This window comes from Lentzea sp. NPDC092896 (assembly GCF_044754905.1).
Lineage (GTDB): Bacteria > Actinomycetota > Actinomycetes > Mycobacteriales > Pseudonocardiaceae > Lentzea.
This window is the reverse complement of record NZ_JBIVPX010000003.1, coordinates 749,359-766,804: the sequence shown is the minus strand read 5'-3', so window position 1 is coordinate 766,804 and position 17,446 is coordinate 749,359. Positions and strand designations below refer to the sequence as shown.

Sequence of the window (17,446 nt, the reverse complement as noted above, 5' to 3'; positions counted from 1 at the left end):
GTGGTGCGATCTTGTGGTGATCGCCGCCGAGTCGACCGAACTCTTCGTCGGGCCTCGGACCGCGCTGCTGCAGGTGGTGCGGCTGAACTCGCCCGCGGTGGCGGGAGCGGTGCACGCGCATGTGTCCGGGCCCGGCCTGCACTCGCCGCGGCACGGCGGATCGCTGGTGCTGGGGCCGTTCGGCTACGAGCTCGGCGTCGACGTCTCCTCGCACCCGCCGGGCGCCGTGGTGCCCGCTCAGGCCGTGATGCGGTCCGCGGCCGGTGAGGAGTCGTGCGCGTTCTCGCTGGTCGTGGGCACGCCGGGGTGGACCGTGCACCTCATCGGGCACGTTGCGGGCGATGCGCCGTTCGTTGCGGTGCGGGCGCATCTGGACCTGGCGCTGACCGATCCCGCCTACCGGTTCGCCGTGACGTCGGTGGAGTTGTTGCAGCCGTACTGGGACACGTTTCCGCAGCACCGTTCGCTGCTGTTGCGGCTGATCTCCGAGGGACGGGTCGAGGTCGTCGGGTCCGAGTCCAATGTGGTCGGTGTGACGCCGTTGCTCTCGTCGCTGCCTTCCGGCGTGCCGCTGACGGCCTCTTCGCTGGGCGAGGCCGAGCGGTCGGTCTACTCGTCGTTCCTGGAACTGCGGTCCGGGGCTTCCGCTCCGCACGTGATGCTGCCGGTCGGTGGCGCTCGTGATGCGCCGAATCCGTGGGTTACCGCTGTTCATCACGACTGGAGCGCGCGCTACGCGTGGCCGCGGATCGTCTGCTCGTTGCCGCGCGACTACTACGTGCGCGGGTCTGTGCCCGTGCCGCCTGGTTCGGTGGACGACTCGCCTGCTGCCGTGTTCGCCCGTCTGACTGGATTGGCCTTTCCGCACGCCGCACTGGAGCGTGCCGCCCTCGCACACCCTCGCGAGGCCTTCGACCTGCGTTCCGAGGTCGTGTCGCGGTCGCTGGCCGCGTTGACGTCCACTGTGGACTCTTCGGTGACCGTCTGGAACCCGTTGCCTTCTCCCTGCACCGACATCGTGTCCGTGCATCTGCCGTCTGCTTCGAACGTGCACGTGGAACGCGACGGTGTGGTCCTGCCGACGTTGGTCGACGGTGTGACCGTGACGTTCCTGGCGCGCGATGTGCCCGCGCGCGGGTGTTGCACGTACGAGTTGGTCGAGGACGACGTCGACCACGGCTGGAAGCGCGGCTTCGGCACCGAGATCGCCTCCACGCACTACGTCCTGTCGTACGACCCGATCGCTTCTCTCGTCGCCGTGGACGGTCCGGCGCTGGAAGCTCCTCGTCTGGTCGGGCCGATCAGCGTCTGGCACAGCGAGGTCGGCGAGAGGATGGTCGGGTCCACGACCTTCACGCTGTGGAACGACGTCGCTCACCTGGGTCCGTCCTCGTTGTTCGCCGTGCTGGGCGCTCCCAGGACGACGCCGTCGGCGGTGGGACCGCTCGGGCCTGATTCGCCTGCCGTGACCCCGGTGTTCGCGCGCTACTGGCTGCACGAGCCCGCGCCGTTGGGCGGTCTGGCCGCGAACGTCCAGCTCGAAGTGCTCGGCCCGACGCGGCTGCGGGTGGTGGCCGTGTCGGACGGACCGGCGTTCTCGGGCGTCGTCCGGCTCTCGCTGCCCGACGGCTGGTCGGCGTCGTGGGACTCGCTGCCGGTGTCTCTCCCCGCCGGCGGCCACGTCACGGCCGACGTCGACCTGGTGCCGTCGCTCGTTCCTGGCTGCCATCCGGTGCGCGCCACCCTGGAAGGCCTGCCGTTCGAGGTCTACGACATCGCGCTGCTGACGGTGCCCGAGTGGGACGGCGACGATCCCGTCGAGGTCCTGTGGGCGGCTTCCTCACCGTCGTTGGTGTCGGTGCGGCCAGGGGAATCGTCGACGTTCCGGGTGGTCATGGCCTCCGGCGCGCACGGCGACCTGCCGGTGCAGGCCCGACTGCTGTCGCCGCGTGAGTCGTGGGACTTCGTCGGCCCGTTCTGCGTGGGCGGTCTGCTCCCCGCTCAGGGCCGGCTGCCACTCGACTTCGTCCTGGAAGCGCCTCCGTGGGCCACGCCGGGCACCTGGTCGGCCGTGGTCCGCGTGACCGCCGGCGAGCTGGTGCGGACCACTGCGCCCATCCGCCTCGAAGTGGCTGGTTAAGCTGCGTCATCGTGACTGATCTGGTGCTGGCACTGGACTTCGGCGGCACCAAGATCGCCGCCGCCCTGGTGGACCCCCACGGCACGGTGGTGCGCTCCTCGCGCGTGCCGACGCCGTCCGAGAACCCTTGGGACGCCGTCGTTTCGGTGATCTCGTCGGTCGTGCAGGACGCGGTCGTGGCCGGCGTGGGCATCGCCTCGGCGGGCCCGTTGGACGCGGTCGCCGGCACCGTCTCGCCGATCAACGTGCCGTCGTGGCAGGAGTTCCCGCTGCGGGAGTCGGTGGCGTCGCTGTTCCCCGGCGTCCCGGTGGAACTCGCGGGCGACGGCGTGTGCATGGCGCTGGGCGAACACTGGCGCGGCGCCGGCCGGGGCAGCACGTTCATGGTCGGCCTGGTCGTGTCCACCGGTGTCGGCGGCGGGCTGGTGCTGGACGGACGGCCGTTCGGCGGCCGCACCGGCAACGCGGGACACATCGGCCACATCGTCGTGGAGCCCGACGGCGAACTCTGCACGTGCGGCGGCCGCGGCTGCGTGGAGACCGTCGCGGGCGGCCCGCGCATGGTGGAGTGGGCGCGCCGCATCGGCTGGCGAGCACCGGACCACGCCGACGCCGCTCTGCTGGCCGCCGCCGCGTTGTCCGGCGAGGAGATTCCGCTGGAGGCGTTCGAACGCGCCGGTCGGGCCGTCGGGATGGCGATCGCCGGGGCGGCCGCGGTGTGCGATCTGGAGCTCGCGGTCATCGGGGGCGGGGTGGCGCAGGCCGGGGACCTGCTGTTCGAGCCGGTGCGGAAGACGTTGAAGACGCACGCCGGGCTGTCGTACCTGGCCGGGCTCGAGGTGCGGCAGGCGGAGCTGGGCGGTGAGGCCGGTCTGGTGGGGGCGGCCGCGCTGGTTCGTCAGACCGCCTGACGGGTGTGCCGGCTTGGCCGGGCCTGATGTTCGGCAGGGCCTGGGTGGACGGCGAGCACGGCGAGCGACTTGGTTCGCAGGAGGCCTGCCAGGCGCATTGCGCTGGACGGCGAGGTTCGACTGGTCGAGGCCTGTCAGACCGCCCAGCAGATGTGCCGCACTGCGGCCGCGCTGGTCCGTCAGACCGCCTGACGGGTGTGCCGCAGCGGCGACTCCACGCGGCCCACCGCGACGCCGGCCGCGTCCAGGGCCGTGCGAACCGTGCGCGCGATCTGCACCGCGCCTGGCGTGTCCCCGTGCACGCAGAGGGAGTCGGCCTGGATCCGGACCGGGCGGCCGGAGACGCTGCGGACCCATCCCTCCGTCGCCAGTTGTACGCACCGGGCCGCGATCTCGGCCGGATCGCGCAGGACGGCTCCGGGTTCGCCGCGCGGCACCAACGTTCCGGACGCCGTGTAGGCGCGGTCCGCGAAGGCCTCGTGCCACACGCGCAGCCCGGCCACCGAGGCTCGCTTCAGCCAGACCGCGCCCGGTGGGCCGAGCACGGCGAGCGTGGGGTCGAAGAGGCGGACCGCGTCGACGACGGCGTCGGCCTGGGCCTCGTGCCGGACGAGGGTGTTGTAGAGCGCGCCGTGCGGCTTCACGTACGAGACGCGGGTGCCGGCGGCTCGGGCGAACGTTGCCAGGGCTCCAAGTTGGGCCAGGACCTCGTTGGTGAGCGTGTCCGGAGCTACGTCGATGAACCGGCGGCCGAAGCCTGCCAGGTCGCGGTAGCCGACGTGCGCGCCTACCGCTACGCCTGCGGAGGCGGCGAGCGCGCAGGTTTCACGCATCGTGTCGGCGTCGCCCGCGTGGTAGCCGCAGGCGATGTTCGCGCTGGTCACGATGTTCAGCAGGGCCTTGTCGTCGCCGAGGGTCCACTGGCCGTAGCCCTCGCCTAAGTCTGCGTTCAGGTCCATGGACGTCCTCCTAGGCGCGCTCGTTTGTTGGATCGTGGGATTGTTGAACGATTCTACGATAGTGCAATGGAACGATCCTGCAAATAGACTGCTGAGGTGACCGAGACGTGGGTGTCGACGCTGGCTCAGAGCAAGGCCGACCTGGAGCGCGCGAGCACCGCGCAAAAGGTCGCCGACATGCTGCGCGAACGGGTGCTCGACGGTGAGCTGGAACCGGGCCTGCGCCTGAGCGAGGAAGCGATCGGCGGCGCGCTGGGCGTCAGCCGCAACACGCTCAGGGAGGCGTTCCGGCTGCTCACGCGCGACCGGATCCTGGTGCACGAGCACAGCCGCGGGGTCTTCGTCCGCCGCCCGACCGGCGACGACGTGCGCGACCTCTACGCCGCCCGCCGCGTGATCGAGTGCGGCGCCCTCCGCCGCTGGAACGACGTCAGCGAGAAGCAGCGGGAAGCCGTGCGGACGCCGGTCCGGCAGGCCGTGGCGCGCGCCGAGAAGAACGACTTCAGCAAGACCGGCACCGCGAACATCCAGTTCCACCGCGGCATCGTCGGCCTCGCGGGCAGCATCCGCCTGAGCGACGAGTCCGACCGGCTCTTCGCCGAGCTCATGCTCGCGTTCCGCGTCGCGCACGAGGTGGAGGCCTTCCACCAGACCTACCTGCCGTGGAACCGCAAGATCGTCGAACTGCTGAACAGCGGCACGGTCGAGCAGGCGGTCCAGCAGCTCGACGAGTACTTCGACGCGGCCGAACAGGACCTCGTCAGCCGTCTGACGGCGGATTAGTCCAAAGAGAACGTTAAGCCGAAGGCAACGATTCCGATCACGAGGCTGACGGCACTCTTCATCAGGCCTAACATCCGCGCAACACCGCGTACACGGAGGGCCACCATGCCGTCGGATCACAAGACCGGCTTGCGCTGGAGCAACTGGAACCTGCTGCTGATACTTCCGCTGTTCATGCTCATCACGCCGTGGTTCAACCAGGACGAGCCCAGGATCTTGGGGCTGCCGTTCTTCTACTGGTACCAGTTCCTGTTCGTCCCGCTCGGCGTCCTGTGCGTCGGCCTCGTCTACGTCAAGACCAAGGACGAGCCCGTGGTCACCGGCAAGGCCGACAAGCTCGGCGTGGACGACCTGGACGAGGGAGCGAACTGATGCAGTGGACCGAGCTGATCGTTTTCAGCGTTCTCTTCCTGGTCGTCACGGTCATGGGCTTCCTGGCGGCGCGGTGGCAGAAGGGCAGCACGCTCGAACACCTCGACGAGTGGGGTCTCGGCGGCCGCAAGTTCGGCAGCTGGATCACGTGGTTCCTGGTCGGTGGTGACCTCTACACCGCGTACACGTTCGTCGCGGTGCCCGCGCTGATGTGGGGCTCGGGTGCCATCGGCTTCTACGCCCTGCCGTACACGATCATCCTGTACCCGCTGGTCTTCCTGCCGCTGGTGCGGATGTGGTCGGTCAGCCGCGTGCACGGCTACGTCACGCCCGCCGACTTCGTGAAGGGCCGCTACGGCTCGCACTGGCTGGCGCTGCTGATCGCGATCACCGGCATCGTCGCGACCATGCCGTACATCGCGCTGCAGCTCGTCGGCCTCGAAGCCGTGCTGCGCAGCATGGGCCTCAACGGCAGCGGCATCATGGGGCACCTGCCGCTGTTCATCGCGTTCCTGGTCCTCGCGCTCTACACCTACCAGTCTGGTCTGCGGGCGCCGGCGCTGATCGCGTTCGTCAAGGACATCCTGATCTACCTGGTGATCCTGGTGGCGATCATCTACCTGCCCTCGAAGTTCGGCGGCTGGGGCGAGATCTTCAACGACGCTCAGGCCAAGTTCGACGCCACGCCGAACAAGACCGACGGCATCCTGCTGACCGGTACGAACCAGCTGCAGTACGCCACGCTGGCACTGGGCAGCGCGCTCGCGCTGTTCCTCTACCCGCACTCGCTGACCGGCATCCTCGCCAGTCGCGGCCGCAACGTCATCAAGCGCAACATGGTCGCGCTGCCGGCGTACTCGCTGCTGCTGGGCCTGCTGGCGCTGCTGGGATTCGTCGCGATCAGCTCGGGCACCAAGCCGCTCGTCAACCAGGCGACCGGCCGTGCCGACAACAACACGATCATCCCCGAGCTCTTCGGCGCGAACTTCCCGTCGTGGTTCGCGGGCATCGCGTTCGCGGCCATCGGCATCGGCGCGCTGGTGCCGGCGGCGATCATGTCGATCGCGGCGGCGAACCTGTGGACGCGCAACATCTACAAGGAGTACGTCAAGAAGAACGCCACCCCGGCGGAGGAGGCCAAGCAGGCCAAGCTCGCCAGCCTCGTCGTGAAGTTCGGCGCCGTGTTGTTCATCGTGCTCATCGACCCGCAGTACTCCATCGACCTGCAGCTCATGGGCGGCGTGATGATCCTGCAGACGCTGCCGGCGGTCGCGATCGCGCTGTACACGCGCTGGTTCCACGTCCACGCCCTGGTCGCCGGTTGGATCGCGGGCATGGGCTACGGCATGTGGCTGCTCTACAACATCGGCAACCCCGCGACCGGCAAGAAGCACTTCGCCAGTTCGGCACTGCCGCTGGGCGACATCTCGTTCTTCGGCTGGCACCCGTTCAGCGGTTCGACGACGCAGATCTACGCGGGCATCGTCGCGCTGTTCGTCAACCTCCTGGTCGCGGTGGTGATCACGCTGATCGCCAAGAAGGCCAAGTGGTTCAACGGCACGGACCAGACCGATCCGTCCGACTACCACGTCGACGAGGACAACCCTCGGGTCAAGCCCGTCGCTGCCCACTGAGACGAAGTCCGCAACACTATGGGCCACCTGTCGGTTACGGCGGGTGGCCCTTTGCGTTGAGGATCGATCACGTGAAAACCATCGCCGGACTGGTCGGTCTGACCGCACTCGCCCTCACCCTGAGTCCTGCCGTCGCCCACGCGCAGGACGCGAACTGCTACGACACCACCGTTCCGCTGACCGTCGAGGAGCAACGGCTCGACGACACGCTCGTCACCGGTGGCCCCGCCGTCGGCCCCGAGCTCGTGAAGCTGGCCGGGTTCGACGGCAGCGTCACGGACTTCACCGCCAAGCTCTGCCGCCAGATCGCGCCGAAGCAGGCGCAGCAGTTCGTGCAACGCGAGGGCAACGCGCTGTGGAAGGCCGCTGTCGCCCGCGCGCAGAGCACAAAACCCGTGACACACGACGCATACGACGACCGTCCGCTCTACTGGGCACGGCTGCAGCTCAGCTCCGCGCTGCGCCAGTGGACTCCTCGGTTCGCCATGGCGCCCAACGACCGCGCGAAGCTCATCCAGCAGTTCGACTGGGCGTCACGGGGTTTGAGCGACGCGGCGTTCCCCGCCAGGCCCGGCGTGCGCAAGATCGCGGTGACCGGCTTCGACCCGTTCCAGCTCACCGGCGCGAACGTGCGGCGGGCCAACCCCGCGGGCGCGGCGGCGTTGCAGCTCGACGGCCGTGAGATCTCCACGCCCAGCGGCAAGGTCGTGCTGCAGGCCGCGGTGCTCCCGGTGCTGTGGGGCGGTTTCGACGAGGGCGTCGTCGAGCAGTTCTACGGATCGGCCCTGCAGCAGAAGCCCGACGCGTTCGTGACGATCAGCCAGGGCAGGCCGGGCCGCTTCGACGTCGAGCGGTGGGCGGCGCGCTGGCGTGGTGGCTTCGCGGACAACAACAACGTCGGTTCGTTCGGCAGCGTCCCGAACGCGGCGGGCTGGCCGCAGCCGGCCAACGAGTTCATCGAGACCTCGCTGCCGTTCCAGAAGATGATCGACGCGGGCACCGGCCCGTTCACCGTGAACTTCAACCGGGCGTTCTGCGAGTGGGTCGTCGTCGGTTCGCAGCAGTCGTGCCGCACGGACGAGCCGACGCCGGGCAGGGTCGCGGCGTCCGGTGGCGGCGGTGACTACCTCTCCAACGAGAGCATGTACCGGGCCAACCGGCTGCGAATCGGTTACGGAGCAACGAATGTCCTCGGCGGACACCTGCACACGCCGGTGCTCGGGCAGCCGGCCGACCCGGCCGCGCTGACCGATTCCGCCTTCGAAAAGCAGCGTCGGGACATCGCCGATCAGGTCAAGGCCCTAGTCTCTGTGGTGTGACTCGTGTGCGGCTGGCGGTGGCAATTGTCCTGAGCGCGTTGACGCTGTCCGCGTGCGCGATTCAGGTGGGAGGGCAAGCGGTCCCTGGACCGTTGCCGTCCACGGCCTCCGCCTCCGCGCCCACCCTGCCCAAGGCAGGGCAGTGCATGAACGCCTACGAGCTGAAGGTGCTGCAGTGCACCGAATCGCACGAGGCCGAGGTCATGAGCGTCGGTGAGCTCACCGGCCTGCCGTCGACCTACCCGGACACGCAGGCGCTGCGCAAGGCCGCGCTCCCGCCGTGCCGCCAGACGCTCAGCGAGTACCTGGGTGGCGGCGACTCGGACTCGACGCGCCTGCGGGTCTGGGCGTTCTGGCCGAACGAGCAGGGCTGGAAGGACGGCCAGCGCTGGCGGCTGTGCACCGTCGTGGAGATCAGCCCCGACGAGAAGCCACTGGCGCGCAAGGGTTCCGTGAAGGACACGCTGAAGACGAACGGCTTCAGCACCTTCCAGACCTGCACCCAGGGTTCGCCGTCGAAGGACCAGGAGGTCAAGGTCGTCGCCTGCAACACCCCGCACCTGGCGGAGGCAGTGCCCGCCGGTGTCGTGTCGCTCGGCAAGTCGACCGACCCCGCTCCGTCCAAGGAGCAGATGAACACCCTGGCGAACGACAAGTGCACCAAGGCCGTGCACGACTACCTGGGCTCGACCAAGCGCACCGACGTGTTCCCCGCGTGGCGGAACCCCGGCTCGCAGGCCTGGTCAGAGGGTTGGACCAACGCCGTCTGCTACGCGGAGGCCACCAAGGCCTTCAGCGGCACTCTCCTCGGCATCCGGGACAACCCGCTCCCGAACTGACCCGGCGACCACGACCATCAGCACGGCGGCCAGGGACAGCACCAGCATCGCGATTCCTGCGATCCCCACGGCACACCTCCCTACCGTCCAGTGACGATCTTTGTGACCGCCATCACACACTTAGGACGTTCCCGGTAGGGGCGAGGTTCATTCCTGGGGCAAGACTTTTTCTGAGGCGTGCGGAGAAGCCCCCAGGCTTGTCCACAGCTATCCACAACATGTGCACAAACCCGTCCACACCTGTGGACAACTTCGTCTCATGTGGACGATGAGCTGGGCGGATTCAGAGAAAATTGCTGCACAGGACCACGCCGGCGACCACGCCGACCGCTAAACCGATGCCGAACACGAGGACGTAGCGCCACCGCGACGGACGGACCGGCGGGGCGGGCGGCACCGGGTAGTAGCGCACGATGCCCGTGGTCGGGCCGACCTCCACATCGCGCTGGGAGCCGTCGAAGTTGAGGCCGCCGAGGAAGTCGTCTTGCGTCACACGATCAGTAGTACCTCAAAAAGATGACCCAGCGGTCGCCGTTGACCGCTGGGTCATCACAAACACCTCGAAGTGACTAGCCGAGGCGCTGCTTCAGGTTCGCCAGCTCATCGCGGAGCGTGGTCGGGACCTTCTCGCCGATCTTCTCGAACCACTCCTCGACCAGCGGGATCTCGGCGCGCCACTCGTCGGCGTTGAACTCGAGCGAGGCCTCGATGTCCTCACGCGACGCCTCCAGACCCGCGAGGTCCAGGTCATCGGCGGTCGGTACGTAGCCGATCGGCGTCTCCTGCGCGGCGGCCTTGCCCTCGATGCGCTCGATGGCCCACTTCAGCACGCGCGAGTTCTCGCCGAATCCAGGCCACAGGAAGCGCTTGTCGTCGCCGCGGCGGAACCAGTTGACGTAGAAGATCTTCGGGAGCTTGTCGGCGTCGGCGCGCTTGCCGAGGTCGACCCAGTGCTGGAAGTAGTCACCGGCGTTGTAGCCGATGAACGGCAGCATCGCCATCGGGTCGCGACGCACGACACCGGTCTTGCCGACCGCGGCGGCCGTGGTCTCCGACGACAGCGTGGCGCCCATGTAGGTGCCGTGCTGCCAGTCGCGCGACTCGGTGACCAGCGGGATCGTCGTGGCGCGGCGGCCACCGAAGAAGATCGCCGAGATCGGGACGCCGTTCGGGTCCTCCCACTCCGGCGCCTTGATGTCGCACTGCTCGATCGGCGTGCAGTAGCGCGAGTTCGGGTGCGCGGCCAGCTCGTCGCCGTCCGGCGTCCAGTCCTGGTGCTTCCACGAGGTCAGGTGGGCAGGCGCTTCGCCGATGCCCTCCCACCAGATGTCGCCGTCGTCGGTCAGCGCGACGTTCGTGAACAGCGAGTTGCCCTTGGCGATGGTGCGCATCGCGTTCGGGTTGGTGTGGTAGTCCGTGCCGGGCGCGACGCCGAAGAAGCCGTTCTCCGGGTTCACCGCGTACAGGCGGCCGTCCTCACCGAAACGCATCCAGGCGATGTCGTCGCCGAGCGTCTCGACCTTCCAGCCGGGGATGGTCGGCTCGAGCATGGCGAGGTTCGTCTTGCCGCAGGCCGACGGGAACGCGGCGGCGATGTAGTACGCCTTGTTCTCCGGCGAGGTGAGCTTGAGGATCAGCATGTGCTCGGCGAGCCAGCCCTCGTCGCGCGCCATGGCCGACGCGATGCGCAGCGAGAAGCACTTCTTGCCCAGCAGGGCGTTGCCGCCGTAGCCGGAGCCGAAACTCCAGATCTCGCGGGTCTCCGGGAAGTGCGAGATGTACTTGGTCGTGTTGCACGGCCACTGCACGTCTTCCTGGCCGGGCTCCAGCGGAGCGCCGAGCGAGTGCAGCGCGGGCACGTACGGGGCGTCCTCACCGAACAGGTTCAGCGCCTTGGTGCCCATGCGGGTCATGATGTGCATGGAGACGACGACGTACTCCGAGTCGGTGATCTCGACACCGAGCATCGGCTTCTCCGCGTCCAGCGGGCCCATGCAGAACGGGATGACGTACATCGTGCGGCCACGCATGCAGCCCCGGTAGAGCTCGGTCATGATGGCCTTCATCTCGGAAGGGTCCATCCAGTTGTTCGTCGCGCCCGAGTCCTCCTCGCGCACCGAACAGATGTAGGTCCGCTCCTCCACGCGAGCGACGTCACTGGGGTCCGAGGCAGCCCAGAACGAGTTGGGCTTCTTCTTGAGCGGCACGAACGTGCCGGCGTCGACGAGCTTCTTCGTGAGACGGTCCCATTCGCCCTGAGACCCGTCAGCCCAAACAACCTCGTCGGGGCAGGTCAGCTCAGCGACTTCCTGAACCCATGCGAGCAGACGCGCGTGGTTGGTAGGTGCGTGTTCGAGACCGGGAATGGTCACTGCCGTCATCTCGTCTCGTCTCCTGACTGAACGCCTCGGCAACCCGAGCACGTGGTGGTCCGGTGCAGGACTTCGTCGTCCTCGGGAATAGCTCCAGACGCCCGGTGGAGCCGGGCGTACGTGGAAGGGGATGGACCGAGGTTAGCCCGGTGAATGGCAGGTAAAGCACCCCCAGCCTGTCGCTTCCCTCACAAAACCGATTCTGGAATCGATTCAGCACTCGGACGGCGTTAAGGCCGGCTTGAGGTGGGAAAAACACAAGAGACCCCGGTGCGGTTCTCACCACACCGGGGCCTGTGACCTGCGCTTCAGTTCTGGGGTCAGTTCGGGCTGATCCACTGCCCCGTTGTGGAATCGATTCGGACGACGCCGTCGAACCGTTCTTCCTCCAGCCAGTCGTCCGAGTCGTCCAAAATGCCGCTCTTCGAGTCGGTCACGTACCGGCCGTCGGACTCGATGTGCCCGTGCTCGACCTCGACCCAGTCGTCGCCGCGATGCTCGGACATCGTGACCTCGCCGGATCGTGTGATCTCGGTCGCCACGTCGGCCTTGCCGTCGCCGTTCGCGTCGGTGAACAGCCACGTGTCACCGTCGTCGTCCCGCACGATCGCGGTGTCGGCCTTGCCGTCTCCGTCGGTGTCCTCGGTGGCCTGCCCGACGTTTCGTTCACCTTCGTCGGTGTCCACGACAATCGCCTGCTTGGGCGACGAATTCGTCTTTTCCTGATGCGGGTCGTTCGGGCCTACCGCAACCCACTCGCCGGAATTCTCCTCGAACCGGGCCTGGCTCAGGAGATTGCCGTCCTTGTCGAACGTGCTCATCAGATCGGCGTCACCGTCGCCGTTCGTGTCGGTGAACGCGAGATGACCACCGTCATCCGTCTCGACGACGGCGGAGTCGTTCACGCCGTCCTGGTCGAGGTCGAAGGTGACGTCGGCGGTGTACTCCTCATCCTCGACGGTGACCTTCAGCTCGGCGTCGGCCGCACCGTTCTCGTCGATGTACACCGGGACACACCTCCTACTTGCTCATGTACCGGTATGACCCACGTTATGCCGGTTTGGTTCCGTCGCCAACCTTGCGGCGGGTGTGCCCGTCGATCTCGCTCTGGTCGATGGCCGCGTTGAGGGCGGCGCGAAAATCCCGGATCTCCTGGCCGGCGAACGAGAAGGCCACGCCGTCGGGTCCCGCGACCTCCACGACTCCTGCGCTCACGCTGACCTCGCACACCGCCCGGTCCGCGTAGCTGTCCCTGCAGCGAAGGAGCCATTCGCGCTTGACGCCCATGGTCAACCTCATCTTCGCCCCAGAACGCCTATATTAGACTTAACATTAGTCCTGCTTGAGGCTAAAGTCGCTCGCCTAAGCGTATGAAGGGCGGCAGCCACGTGGGTCAGGCCAGACAGACCGTGGAACGCCTCCAACTGGGCTTGGCCCTGCAACGTCTGCGCACGAAGGCGGGCCGGTCGCAGCAGGAGGCGGCGGACCTCATCGGCCGCAGCGCGCCAAGACTCAGTCAGGTGGAGAACGGCAAGGGAGCACTCGACTCGGCTGAACTCACCCGGCTACTCGACTTCTACGGGGTGCAGGGCGAGGAGCGTGCCACCCTGCTCGAACTCGGCAAGGCGAGCAGGCGCCGGCAGCCACGGGCTGGTTATGTCGACGCGCTGCCCAACTCGTTTCCCCGGCTCATGGATCTTCTAAGTGCGGCACGCCGGATCAGTTGGTACGAGTGCGGCATCATCCCCGGCCTGGTCCAGGCGAAGAGTTACGTCGAGGCTGCCATCGGTGCGAACACCGCGGTGCGATCCGAAGCCGCAGAACGGATCGCCTTCCGCCTGGAGATGCAGCAGCAGGTGCTCACCAGCACCGCTGAGCAGATCAACATCGTGTTCACGGAGGACTCACTGCTGCACGTGGTCGGCGACGACTCCGTGATGCGACGCCAAGCACTTCATCTGCTGGAACTGATGGAGCAACACAGCACTCTGAACATCCGCATCGTGCCCATGGGAGCAGTCAACAACCCTGGCAACGGTGGTGGCCTCATCGCGCTGGAGTTCCTCAAGGCTGAGCCGGTCACCTTCGCCTCCACGATCTACGGTCCCTCCACTTATTACGATCAAGCATCCTTCACGGAACCCATGCGACAGCTCTTCGAACAGATCCAGGACCTCGCGTATAACGTCCAGGACACTCGTGCAGCGCTGATCGACCTTCTAGGGGCCCCTGATTGACCGCATGGCGCAAGAGCAGCTACAGCTCGAGCGGGGGCGACGCCTGTGTGGAGGTTCGCCTCAGCAACACTGAGGTCGATGTGCGGGACTCCAAAAACGTGACAGGACCACGCTTTGCCGTGTCAGCAGATGCGTGGCTCGCGTTCCTAGGCTCGATCCCGCACGGACCGGATCCGGCCCAGTAGCTCCTCCGCCTTCGAGCGGCCCTGCTCCACCTCCGCGAGCTGCCGCGTCACGGCCTGCAGCTCGCGACCACGCTCGCCGGCCTCCATCCGCAACGCGCGGTCGACCTCGCGCAGCTCCGTCTCGATGGCCTCGATGCGCTTGGCCAGCGCCTCGTCCAGGGCCAAGGACAGAGCCTGCTCGGCCTCGATCAGCTGTTCGGCGGCCAGTTGGTCCACTGTGGAGCGTGCGTCGGCGATGGCGTCGGAGAGCCACTGCTTGACGTGCTGCTTTTCCGCCGTGTGGGTGCGGGTGCGGGCCATCCACCAGCCCGCGCCGAGGCCCAGGGCGATGGTCACCGGCAGGACGATCGGGTTCAGCACGGCGATGCCGAGGCCCGCGAGTGGCATCACGGCCAGCTTGCCGGCGCCCAGGCCGCCGGAGACGCCCATGAAGACCAGCAGCTTGTCCTCGGCTGTGGGTGGACGCTTCTCCTTGGGGCGCAACACGACCGGTGGGCGCTCGCCGCGAGCGAACTGGCCGCGGATCAGGGTCAGTTCCTCAGGGTTGAACAGGGTCGCCAGCACTGCGTCGGTGACCTGGGAGAGGCGTACCGAGAGTGCCGTGGAGATGCGGCCGGACACGACCTGCAACGCCGTGTCGACCTGTTGCGGCAGGGACGCGAGGGCGGTGCGGTCGGCGGCGTCGATGGCCTGGCGGTACCAGGTCTGCAGGTCGCGCATCTGGCGGGAGATCTCGTGGGAGTTCTCGATCCGGGCGCGCTGCACCTCGCCGCGCAGCCTCACCTGCCAGCCTCGGGTGGAGGAACGGCGTTCGGTCTGCAGTTCTTCGCGGCGGGCGCGCAGGACGACGGCCTCGTCCTCGCCCACGGACAGGGCGCGCTTCTCGTGTTCGAGGCGGATTTCCAGCTCTGCCAGCACGGTCGACAGCGCGCGCAGGGCGTTGGCCTCGGCCAGCATTCCGGCGCGGCCCGTGACGAGTTCCTGCAGGGCTGTCTGCAGGGCGGAGATGCCGGAACGTTCGCGGAGCATGGCGGCCGCGTCCGGGTTCGGGGCCTGGGCCGCCATGCCGAACATGCGCGACGACACCGGGTAGAAGGTGGCGTCGGCGAACCGGGGGGCGTGCTCGGCGAGCAGGGCCTGGTTGGCGTCGAGGACCTGGCGCCAGCCGCGGTACTGGTCGGTCTTGGTCAGGGCGAAGACGACGGTTTCGACGCGGTCGCCGACGCGTTTGAGGAAGTCGAGCTCGCCGCGGGTGAACGGCGACGAGGCGTCGACGACGAAGACCAGGGCGGTGGCCGAGGTGACCGCCTCCAGGGCCAGTTCGCCGTGCACCGACTCCAGGCCGCCGACCCCGGGAGTGTCCACAACGGACATCCGTTCCAGCAACGGGATCGGGGCGTCCACCTCGACGTAGCGCGGGGGCAGTTCGCCCTCGGGCAGGTCGTGGGCGGCGGAGACCCAGTTGATCAGCGCGGGCAGCGGGAAGCTGACCGGCGCGAGCAGGCCGGGGTAGCAGGCGCGGGCCGCCCAGGCCGGGCCGTGCTGGAAGACGAGGTAGGTCGAGGTGGCCACGTCGGCGTCGACCGGCGAGAGGCCTGGGGCCGACAGCAGGGCGTTGACCAGCGACGACTTGCCGCGGTTCGTCTCGCCGACGATCACGACGGACGACACCTCCGGCACCGCGCGGCGAGCCACCCAGTCGGCCATCGACGGGTCGAGCTCGCGCACGACGGACACCAGCCGTTCGCGGGTCTGCCGGACGGTCTGCGAGAGGTTGCTCATCGGGCCGTGTAGACCGTCACGACAGGAGCCCGCAGGACACGGCCGCGGTCGCAGAAGCCGGGCACCTCGGTCTCGGCGACCAGGCCCTGCAACGACAGGTCGTCCGTCGGCATGGTGCCGCCGGCCTCGTGCTGCGACGGGTCGAAGCGCTCACCGTCCGCCCGCACCGCCACGACCCCTATGGACGAGAGGCCTTCTTCGATCCGTTGGACCACGCCCGCACTGGCGCGGTCCAGCGCGTACATGCACAGCTGGACCAGCGCGCGGCGCTCGGCCAGCGCCTGGTCGAGCAGTTCGTCGGCAATGGTCTCCACACCGTGATCCGACGCCAGATCGGCGGGTTCGGTTCCGTTCACGCTCATCGGTGCCCCCCAGCACGTAGTTGCTGCCAGATGAGGAAATACGCCCTGTGGACGACGTGCGCCACTCGAGCCTGCGCCGGAGTCGCGCCGAACGAGGCGAACGAACGCCACCACCCGGCCCGTTCCAGCGCGAACGCGGCCAGCTCAGAGCCGGGCCGACCGGCCATGCCCAGCCGGGCCGCGACGTCCGGGGTGCTGCCGACGCGCAGCACTTCCTCCGTCAGGTCGGGGGCCAGCGTGACCGCGCCGGACGAGACCAGCGTCAACGCCTCCAGCAGCCGCAGCTGATGCGCCTCGGGACGGGCCAGCAGGACCTCGATCGCGTCGTGCACGCGCTGCCGTTCGCCCGCATCACCCGCGGCCAGCGACGTGACGGAGGCCAGCGCGGCGGCGGCCTTGATGCCGTCGGCCCGCGCCCGGAAGACCGCGTCCAACCGGCCTCGGACGGCCGCGAACCCCGACGCGTCGAACAGCACCCGCCTGAGCGCACCGGCGGTGAGCGCGGGTTCGGCGTCCAGAGCTTGGAGCGCCTGGCCGATGCCGTAGAGGTCGAGCTTCTCCAGCAACCGGGACCGCACGCCGGCCGCGACGTCGCAGTCCCACGACGTGAAGAGGTCACCGGACATCAGCATCATCGTGCGGGTGTCCGCGTCCAGGGCCGCCAACGCCCGCAACGCCTCCGCGTCCGCCGACGTGAACTCCCCGGTCTCCGCGGACTCGGCGAGCAGGCTGATCACCGGCAGCACGTCCGCGACCCGCGGCTTGAGCAGGTCGGCCTGCTTCGCCGCGAGGATCTGCGCGGCCCGCCAGACGTCGCCCTCCGAGCCCTCGACGGTCTCCGGTGCCACGTTGTCGACCTTGTTCAGCGCGGCGATGGCGTTGACCGGCCCGGCTTCTCGGGACGCGGTCGCGGCGGTGAAGGCGGCCAGCGTCGAATGATCGTCCGCGCGCACGCCCTGCGTCACGACGTACAGAACGGCCTCGGCGCCGGCGACCGCGTTGCGCGACACGGGATCCAGCAGTTCCTCGGTGCGTGCGACCGAGGCCGCGTCCAGCGAACCGAGCCCTGGTGTGTCGATGACGGTGAAGTCGCGCAGCACGGCGTTCGTCAGGTACGCCTCGATGTGCGAGATGCCTTCCACGCCAAGAGAAGCGGGGATCATGCCGTTCGCGTCGAACGGCAGCACCTGCCGTCTGCCGTCTCGCAGCACGACTTCGATGCGGTCGACCGTGCCGTACTGATAGCGCGTGACGAGCCGGGTGCACTCGCCGATGTCAGTGGGCGCGACCCGGCGTCCGATCAACGCGTTCACCAGAGTCGACTTGCCGGACTTGATCCGGCCGGCGACCGCGACCTGCAACGGCGCGTGCAGGCGGCGCAGCACTTCCTGGAATCCGGCGGCGGTCTGCGGGGAGACCTGTGGTTGCAGGGCAACGCACAAGTTGGCCACCGCCGCACACAGCGGTCCGGCCAACTGTTGTCCCTGCAACGCCGTCACGGGCACTGATCGTGCCACGGTTTGTGCGCGTGCGTGCGCGGGTAGCCACAGC

Annotated in this window: 17 protein-coding genes; 9 read left to right on the top strand and 8 right to left on the bottom strand. The window is 68.3% G+C overall.

Features of this window, described 5'->3' with window-relative positions; translation table 11 throughout:
- The first annotated feature begins 16 nt into the window (after positions 1-16).
- Both ACIQF0_RS19495 and ACIQF0_RS19490 read left to right on the top strand, forming a co-directional pair.
- Positions 17-2,140 (top strand): NEW3 domain-containing protein, encoded by a 2,124-nt coding sequence (locus ACIQF0_RS19495; protein WP_401031057.1) that lies wholly within the window; start codon positions 17-19, stop codon positions 2,138-2,140.
- A gap of 11 nt (positions 2,141-2,151) precedes the next feature.
- Complete coding sequence (locus tag ACIQF0_RS19490; protein WP_401031055.1) at positions 2,152-3,051, top strand: ROK family protein; 900 nt, start codon at positions 2,152-2,154, stop codon at positions 3,049-3,051.
- 179 nt (positions 3,052-3,230) lie between these two features.
- On the opposite strand, the gene ACIQF0_RS19485 is transcribed toward ACIQF0_RS19490, so the two are convergent.
- Positions 3,231-4,010 (bottom strand): LamB/YcsF family protein, encoded by a 780-nt coding sequence (locus ACIQF0_RS19485; RefSeq protein ID WP_401031053.1) that lies wholly within the window; start codon positions 4,008-4,010, stop codon positions 3,231-3,233.
- A gap of 96 nt (positions 4,011-4,106) precedes the next feature.
- Here ACIQF0_RS19485 and ACIQF0_RS19480 point away from each other — a divergent pair, with 96 nt between their 5' ends.
- The 5 genes from ACIQF0_RS19480 (at position 4,107) to ACIQF0_RS19460 (ending at position 8,957) form a co-directional block, all read left to right on the top strand.
- The gene (locus tag ACIQF0_RS19480; protein WP_401031051.1) at positions 4,107-4,793 is read left to right on the top strand and encodes a GntR family transcriptional regulator; all 687 of its coding nucleotides are present in this window, start codon (positions 4,107-4,109) and stop codon (positions 4,791-4,793) included.
- Positions 4,794-4,898: 105 nt separating this feature from the next.
- Positions 4,899-5,165, top strand: a complete 267-nt coding sequence (locus tag ACIQF0_RS19475) for a DUF3311 domain-containing protein (protein ID WP_360040483.1) — start codon at positions 4,899-4,901, stop codon at positions 5,163-5,165.
- Entirely contained in the window at positions 5,165-6,799 is a 1,635-nt protein-coding gene (mctP, locus tag ACIQF0_RS19470) for a monocarboxylate uptake permease MctP (RefSeq protein WP_401031049.1), read from the top strand. The genes ACIQF0_RS19475 and mctP overlap by 1 nt, the downstream gene beginning before the upstream one ends.
- A gap of 71 nt (positions 6,800-6,870) precedes the next feature.
- Complete coding sequence (locus ACIQF0_RS19465) at positions 6,871-8,118, top strand: hypothetical protein (protein WP_401031047.1); 1,248 nt, start codon at positions 6,871-6,873, stop codon at positions 8,116-8,118.
- On the top strand, positions 8,115-8,957 hold the full coding sequence (locus ACIQF0_RS19460) for a septum formation family protein (RefSeq protein WP_360040474.1): 843 nt from the start codon (positions 8,115-8,117) through the stop codon (positions 8,955-8,957). Before ACIQF0_RS19465 ends, ACIQF0_RS19460 begins: the two co-directional genes overlap by 4 nt.
- A gap of 283 nt (positions 8,958-9,240) precedes the next feature.
- On the opposite strand, the gene ACIQF0_RS19455 is transcribed toward ACIQF0_RS19460, so the two are convergent.
- From ACIQF0_RS19455 to ACIQF0_RS19440, 4 genes are all read right to left on the bottom strand, one after another.
- Positions 9,241-9,450, bottom strand: a complete 210-nt coding sequence (locus tag ACIQF0_RS19455; protein ID WP_401031045.1) for a hypothetical protein — start codon at positions 9,448-9,450, stop codon at positions 9,241-9,243.
- Between the two features lie 76 nt (positions 9,451-9,526).
- Positions 9,527-11,338, bottom strand: a complete 1,812-nt coding sequence (locus tag ACIQF0_RS19450; protein ID WP_401031043.1) for a phosphoenolpyruvate carboxykinase (GTP) — start codon at positions 11,336-11,338, stop codon at positions 9,527-9,529.
- 311 nt (positions 11,339-11,649) lie between these two features.
- A complete protein-coding gene (locus ACIQF0_RS19445; protein ID WP_401031041.1) occupies positions 11,650-12,336 on the bottom strand; it encodes a DUF6802 family protein in 687 nt (228 codons plus the stop codon).
- 43 nt (positions 12,337-12,379) lie between these two features.
- On the bottom strand, positions 12,380-12,616 hold the full coding sequence (locus ACIQF0_RS19440; RefSeq protein WP_401031039.1) for a hypothetical protein: 237 nt from the start codon (positions 12,614-12,616) through the stop codon (positions 12,380-12,382).
- 83 nt (positions 12,617-12,699) lie between these two features.
- Here ACIQF0_RS19440 and ACIQF0_RS19435 point away from each other — a divergent pair, with 83 nt between their 5' ends.
- Positions 12,700-13,566, top strand: coding sequence for a helix-turn-helix domain-containing protein (locus tag ACIQF0_RS19435; RefSeq protein WP_401031037.1), 867 nt, complete (start codon positions 12,700-12,702; stop codon positions 13,564-13,566).
- A gap of 47 nt (positions 13,567-13,613) precedes the next feature.
- Entirely contained in the window at positions 13,614-13,751 is a 138-nt protein-coding gene (locus tag ACIQF0_RS19430) for a DUF397 domain-containing protein (protein ID WP_401031487.1), read from the top strand.
- Here the strand turns inward: ACIQF0_RS19430 and ACIQF0_RS19425 are convergent.
- From ACIQF0_RS19425 to ACIQF0_RS19415, 3 genes are read right to left on the bottom strand one after another with little or no spacing between them, the layout of a single operon-like run.
- A complete protein-coding gene (locus tag ACIQF0_RS19425; RefSeq protein WP_401031035.1) occupies positions 13,713-15,533 on the bottom strand; it encodes a dynamin family protein in 1,821 nt (606 codons plus the stop codon). The genes ACIQF0_RS19430 and ACIQF0_RS19425 overlap by 39 nt on opposite strands.
- Complete coding sequence (gene grpE / locus ACIQF0_RS19420; protein ID WP_093595321.1) at positions 15,530-15,895, bottom strand: nucleotide exchange factor GrpE; 366 nt, start codon at positions 15,893-15,895, stop codon at positions 15,530-15,532. The genes ACIQF0_RS19425 and grpE overlap by 4 nt, the downstream gene beginning before the upstream one ends.
- Entirely contained in the window at positions 15,892-17,394 is a 1,503-nt protein-coding gene (locus ACIQF0_RS19415) for a dynamin family protein (protein WP_401031034.1), read from the bottom strand. The genes grpE and ACIQF0_RS19415 overlap by 4 nt, the downstream gene beginning before the upstream one ends.
- Positions 17,395-17,446: the final 52 nt, after the last annotated feature.

Bases quoted from the DNA above. Each gene is read 5' to 3' on its own strand.
- ACIQF0_RS19485 (WP_401031053.1), bottom strand. From the start codon at position 4,010: ATGGACCTGAACGCAGACTTAGGCGAGGGCTACGGCCAGTGGACCCTC.
- ACIQF0_RS19475 (WP_360040483.1), top strand. From the start codon at position 4,899: ATGCCGTCGGATCACAAGACCGGCTTGCGCTGGAGCAACTGGAACCTG.
- mctP (WP_401031049.1), top strand. From the start codon at position 5,165: ATGCAGTGGACCGAGCTGATCGTTTTCAGCGTTCTCTTCCTGGTCGTC.
- ACIQF0_RS19450 (WP_401031043.1), bottom strand. From the start codon at position 11,338: ATGACGGCAGTGACCATTCCCGGTCTCGAACACGCACCTACCAACCAC.
- ACIQF0_RS19440 (WP_401031039.1), bottom strand. From the start codon at position 12,616: ATGGGCGTCAAGCGCGAATGGCTCCTTCGCTGCAGGGACAGCTACGCG.
- ACIQF0_RS19435 (WP_401031037.1), top strand. From the start codon at position 12,700: ATGAAGGGCGGCAGCCACGTGGGTCAGGCCAGACAGACCGTGGAACGC.
- ACIQF0_RS19425 (WP_401031035.1), bottom strand. From the start codon at position 15,533: ATGAGCAACCTCTCGCAGACCGTCCGGCAGACCCGCGAACGGCTGGTG.
- grpE (WP_093595321.1), bottom strand. From the start codon at position 15,895: ATGAGCGTGAACGGAACCGAACCCGCCGATCTGGCGTCGGATCACGGT.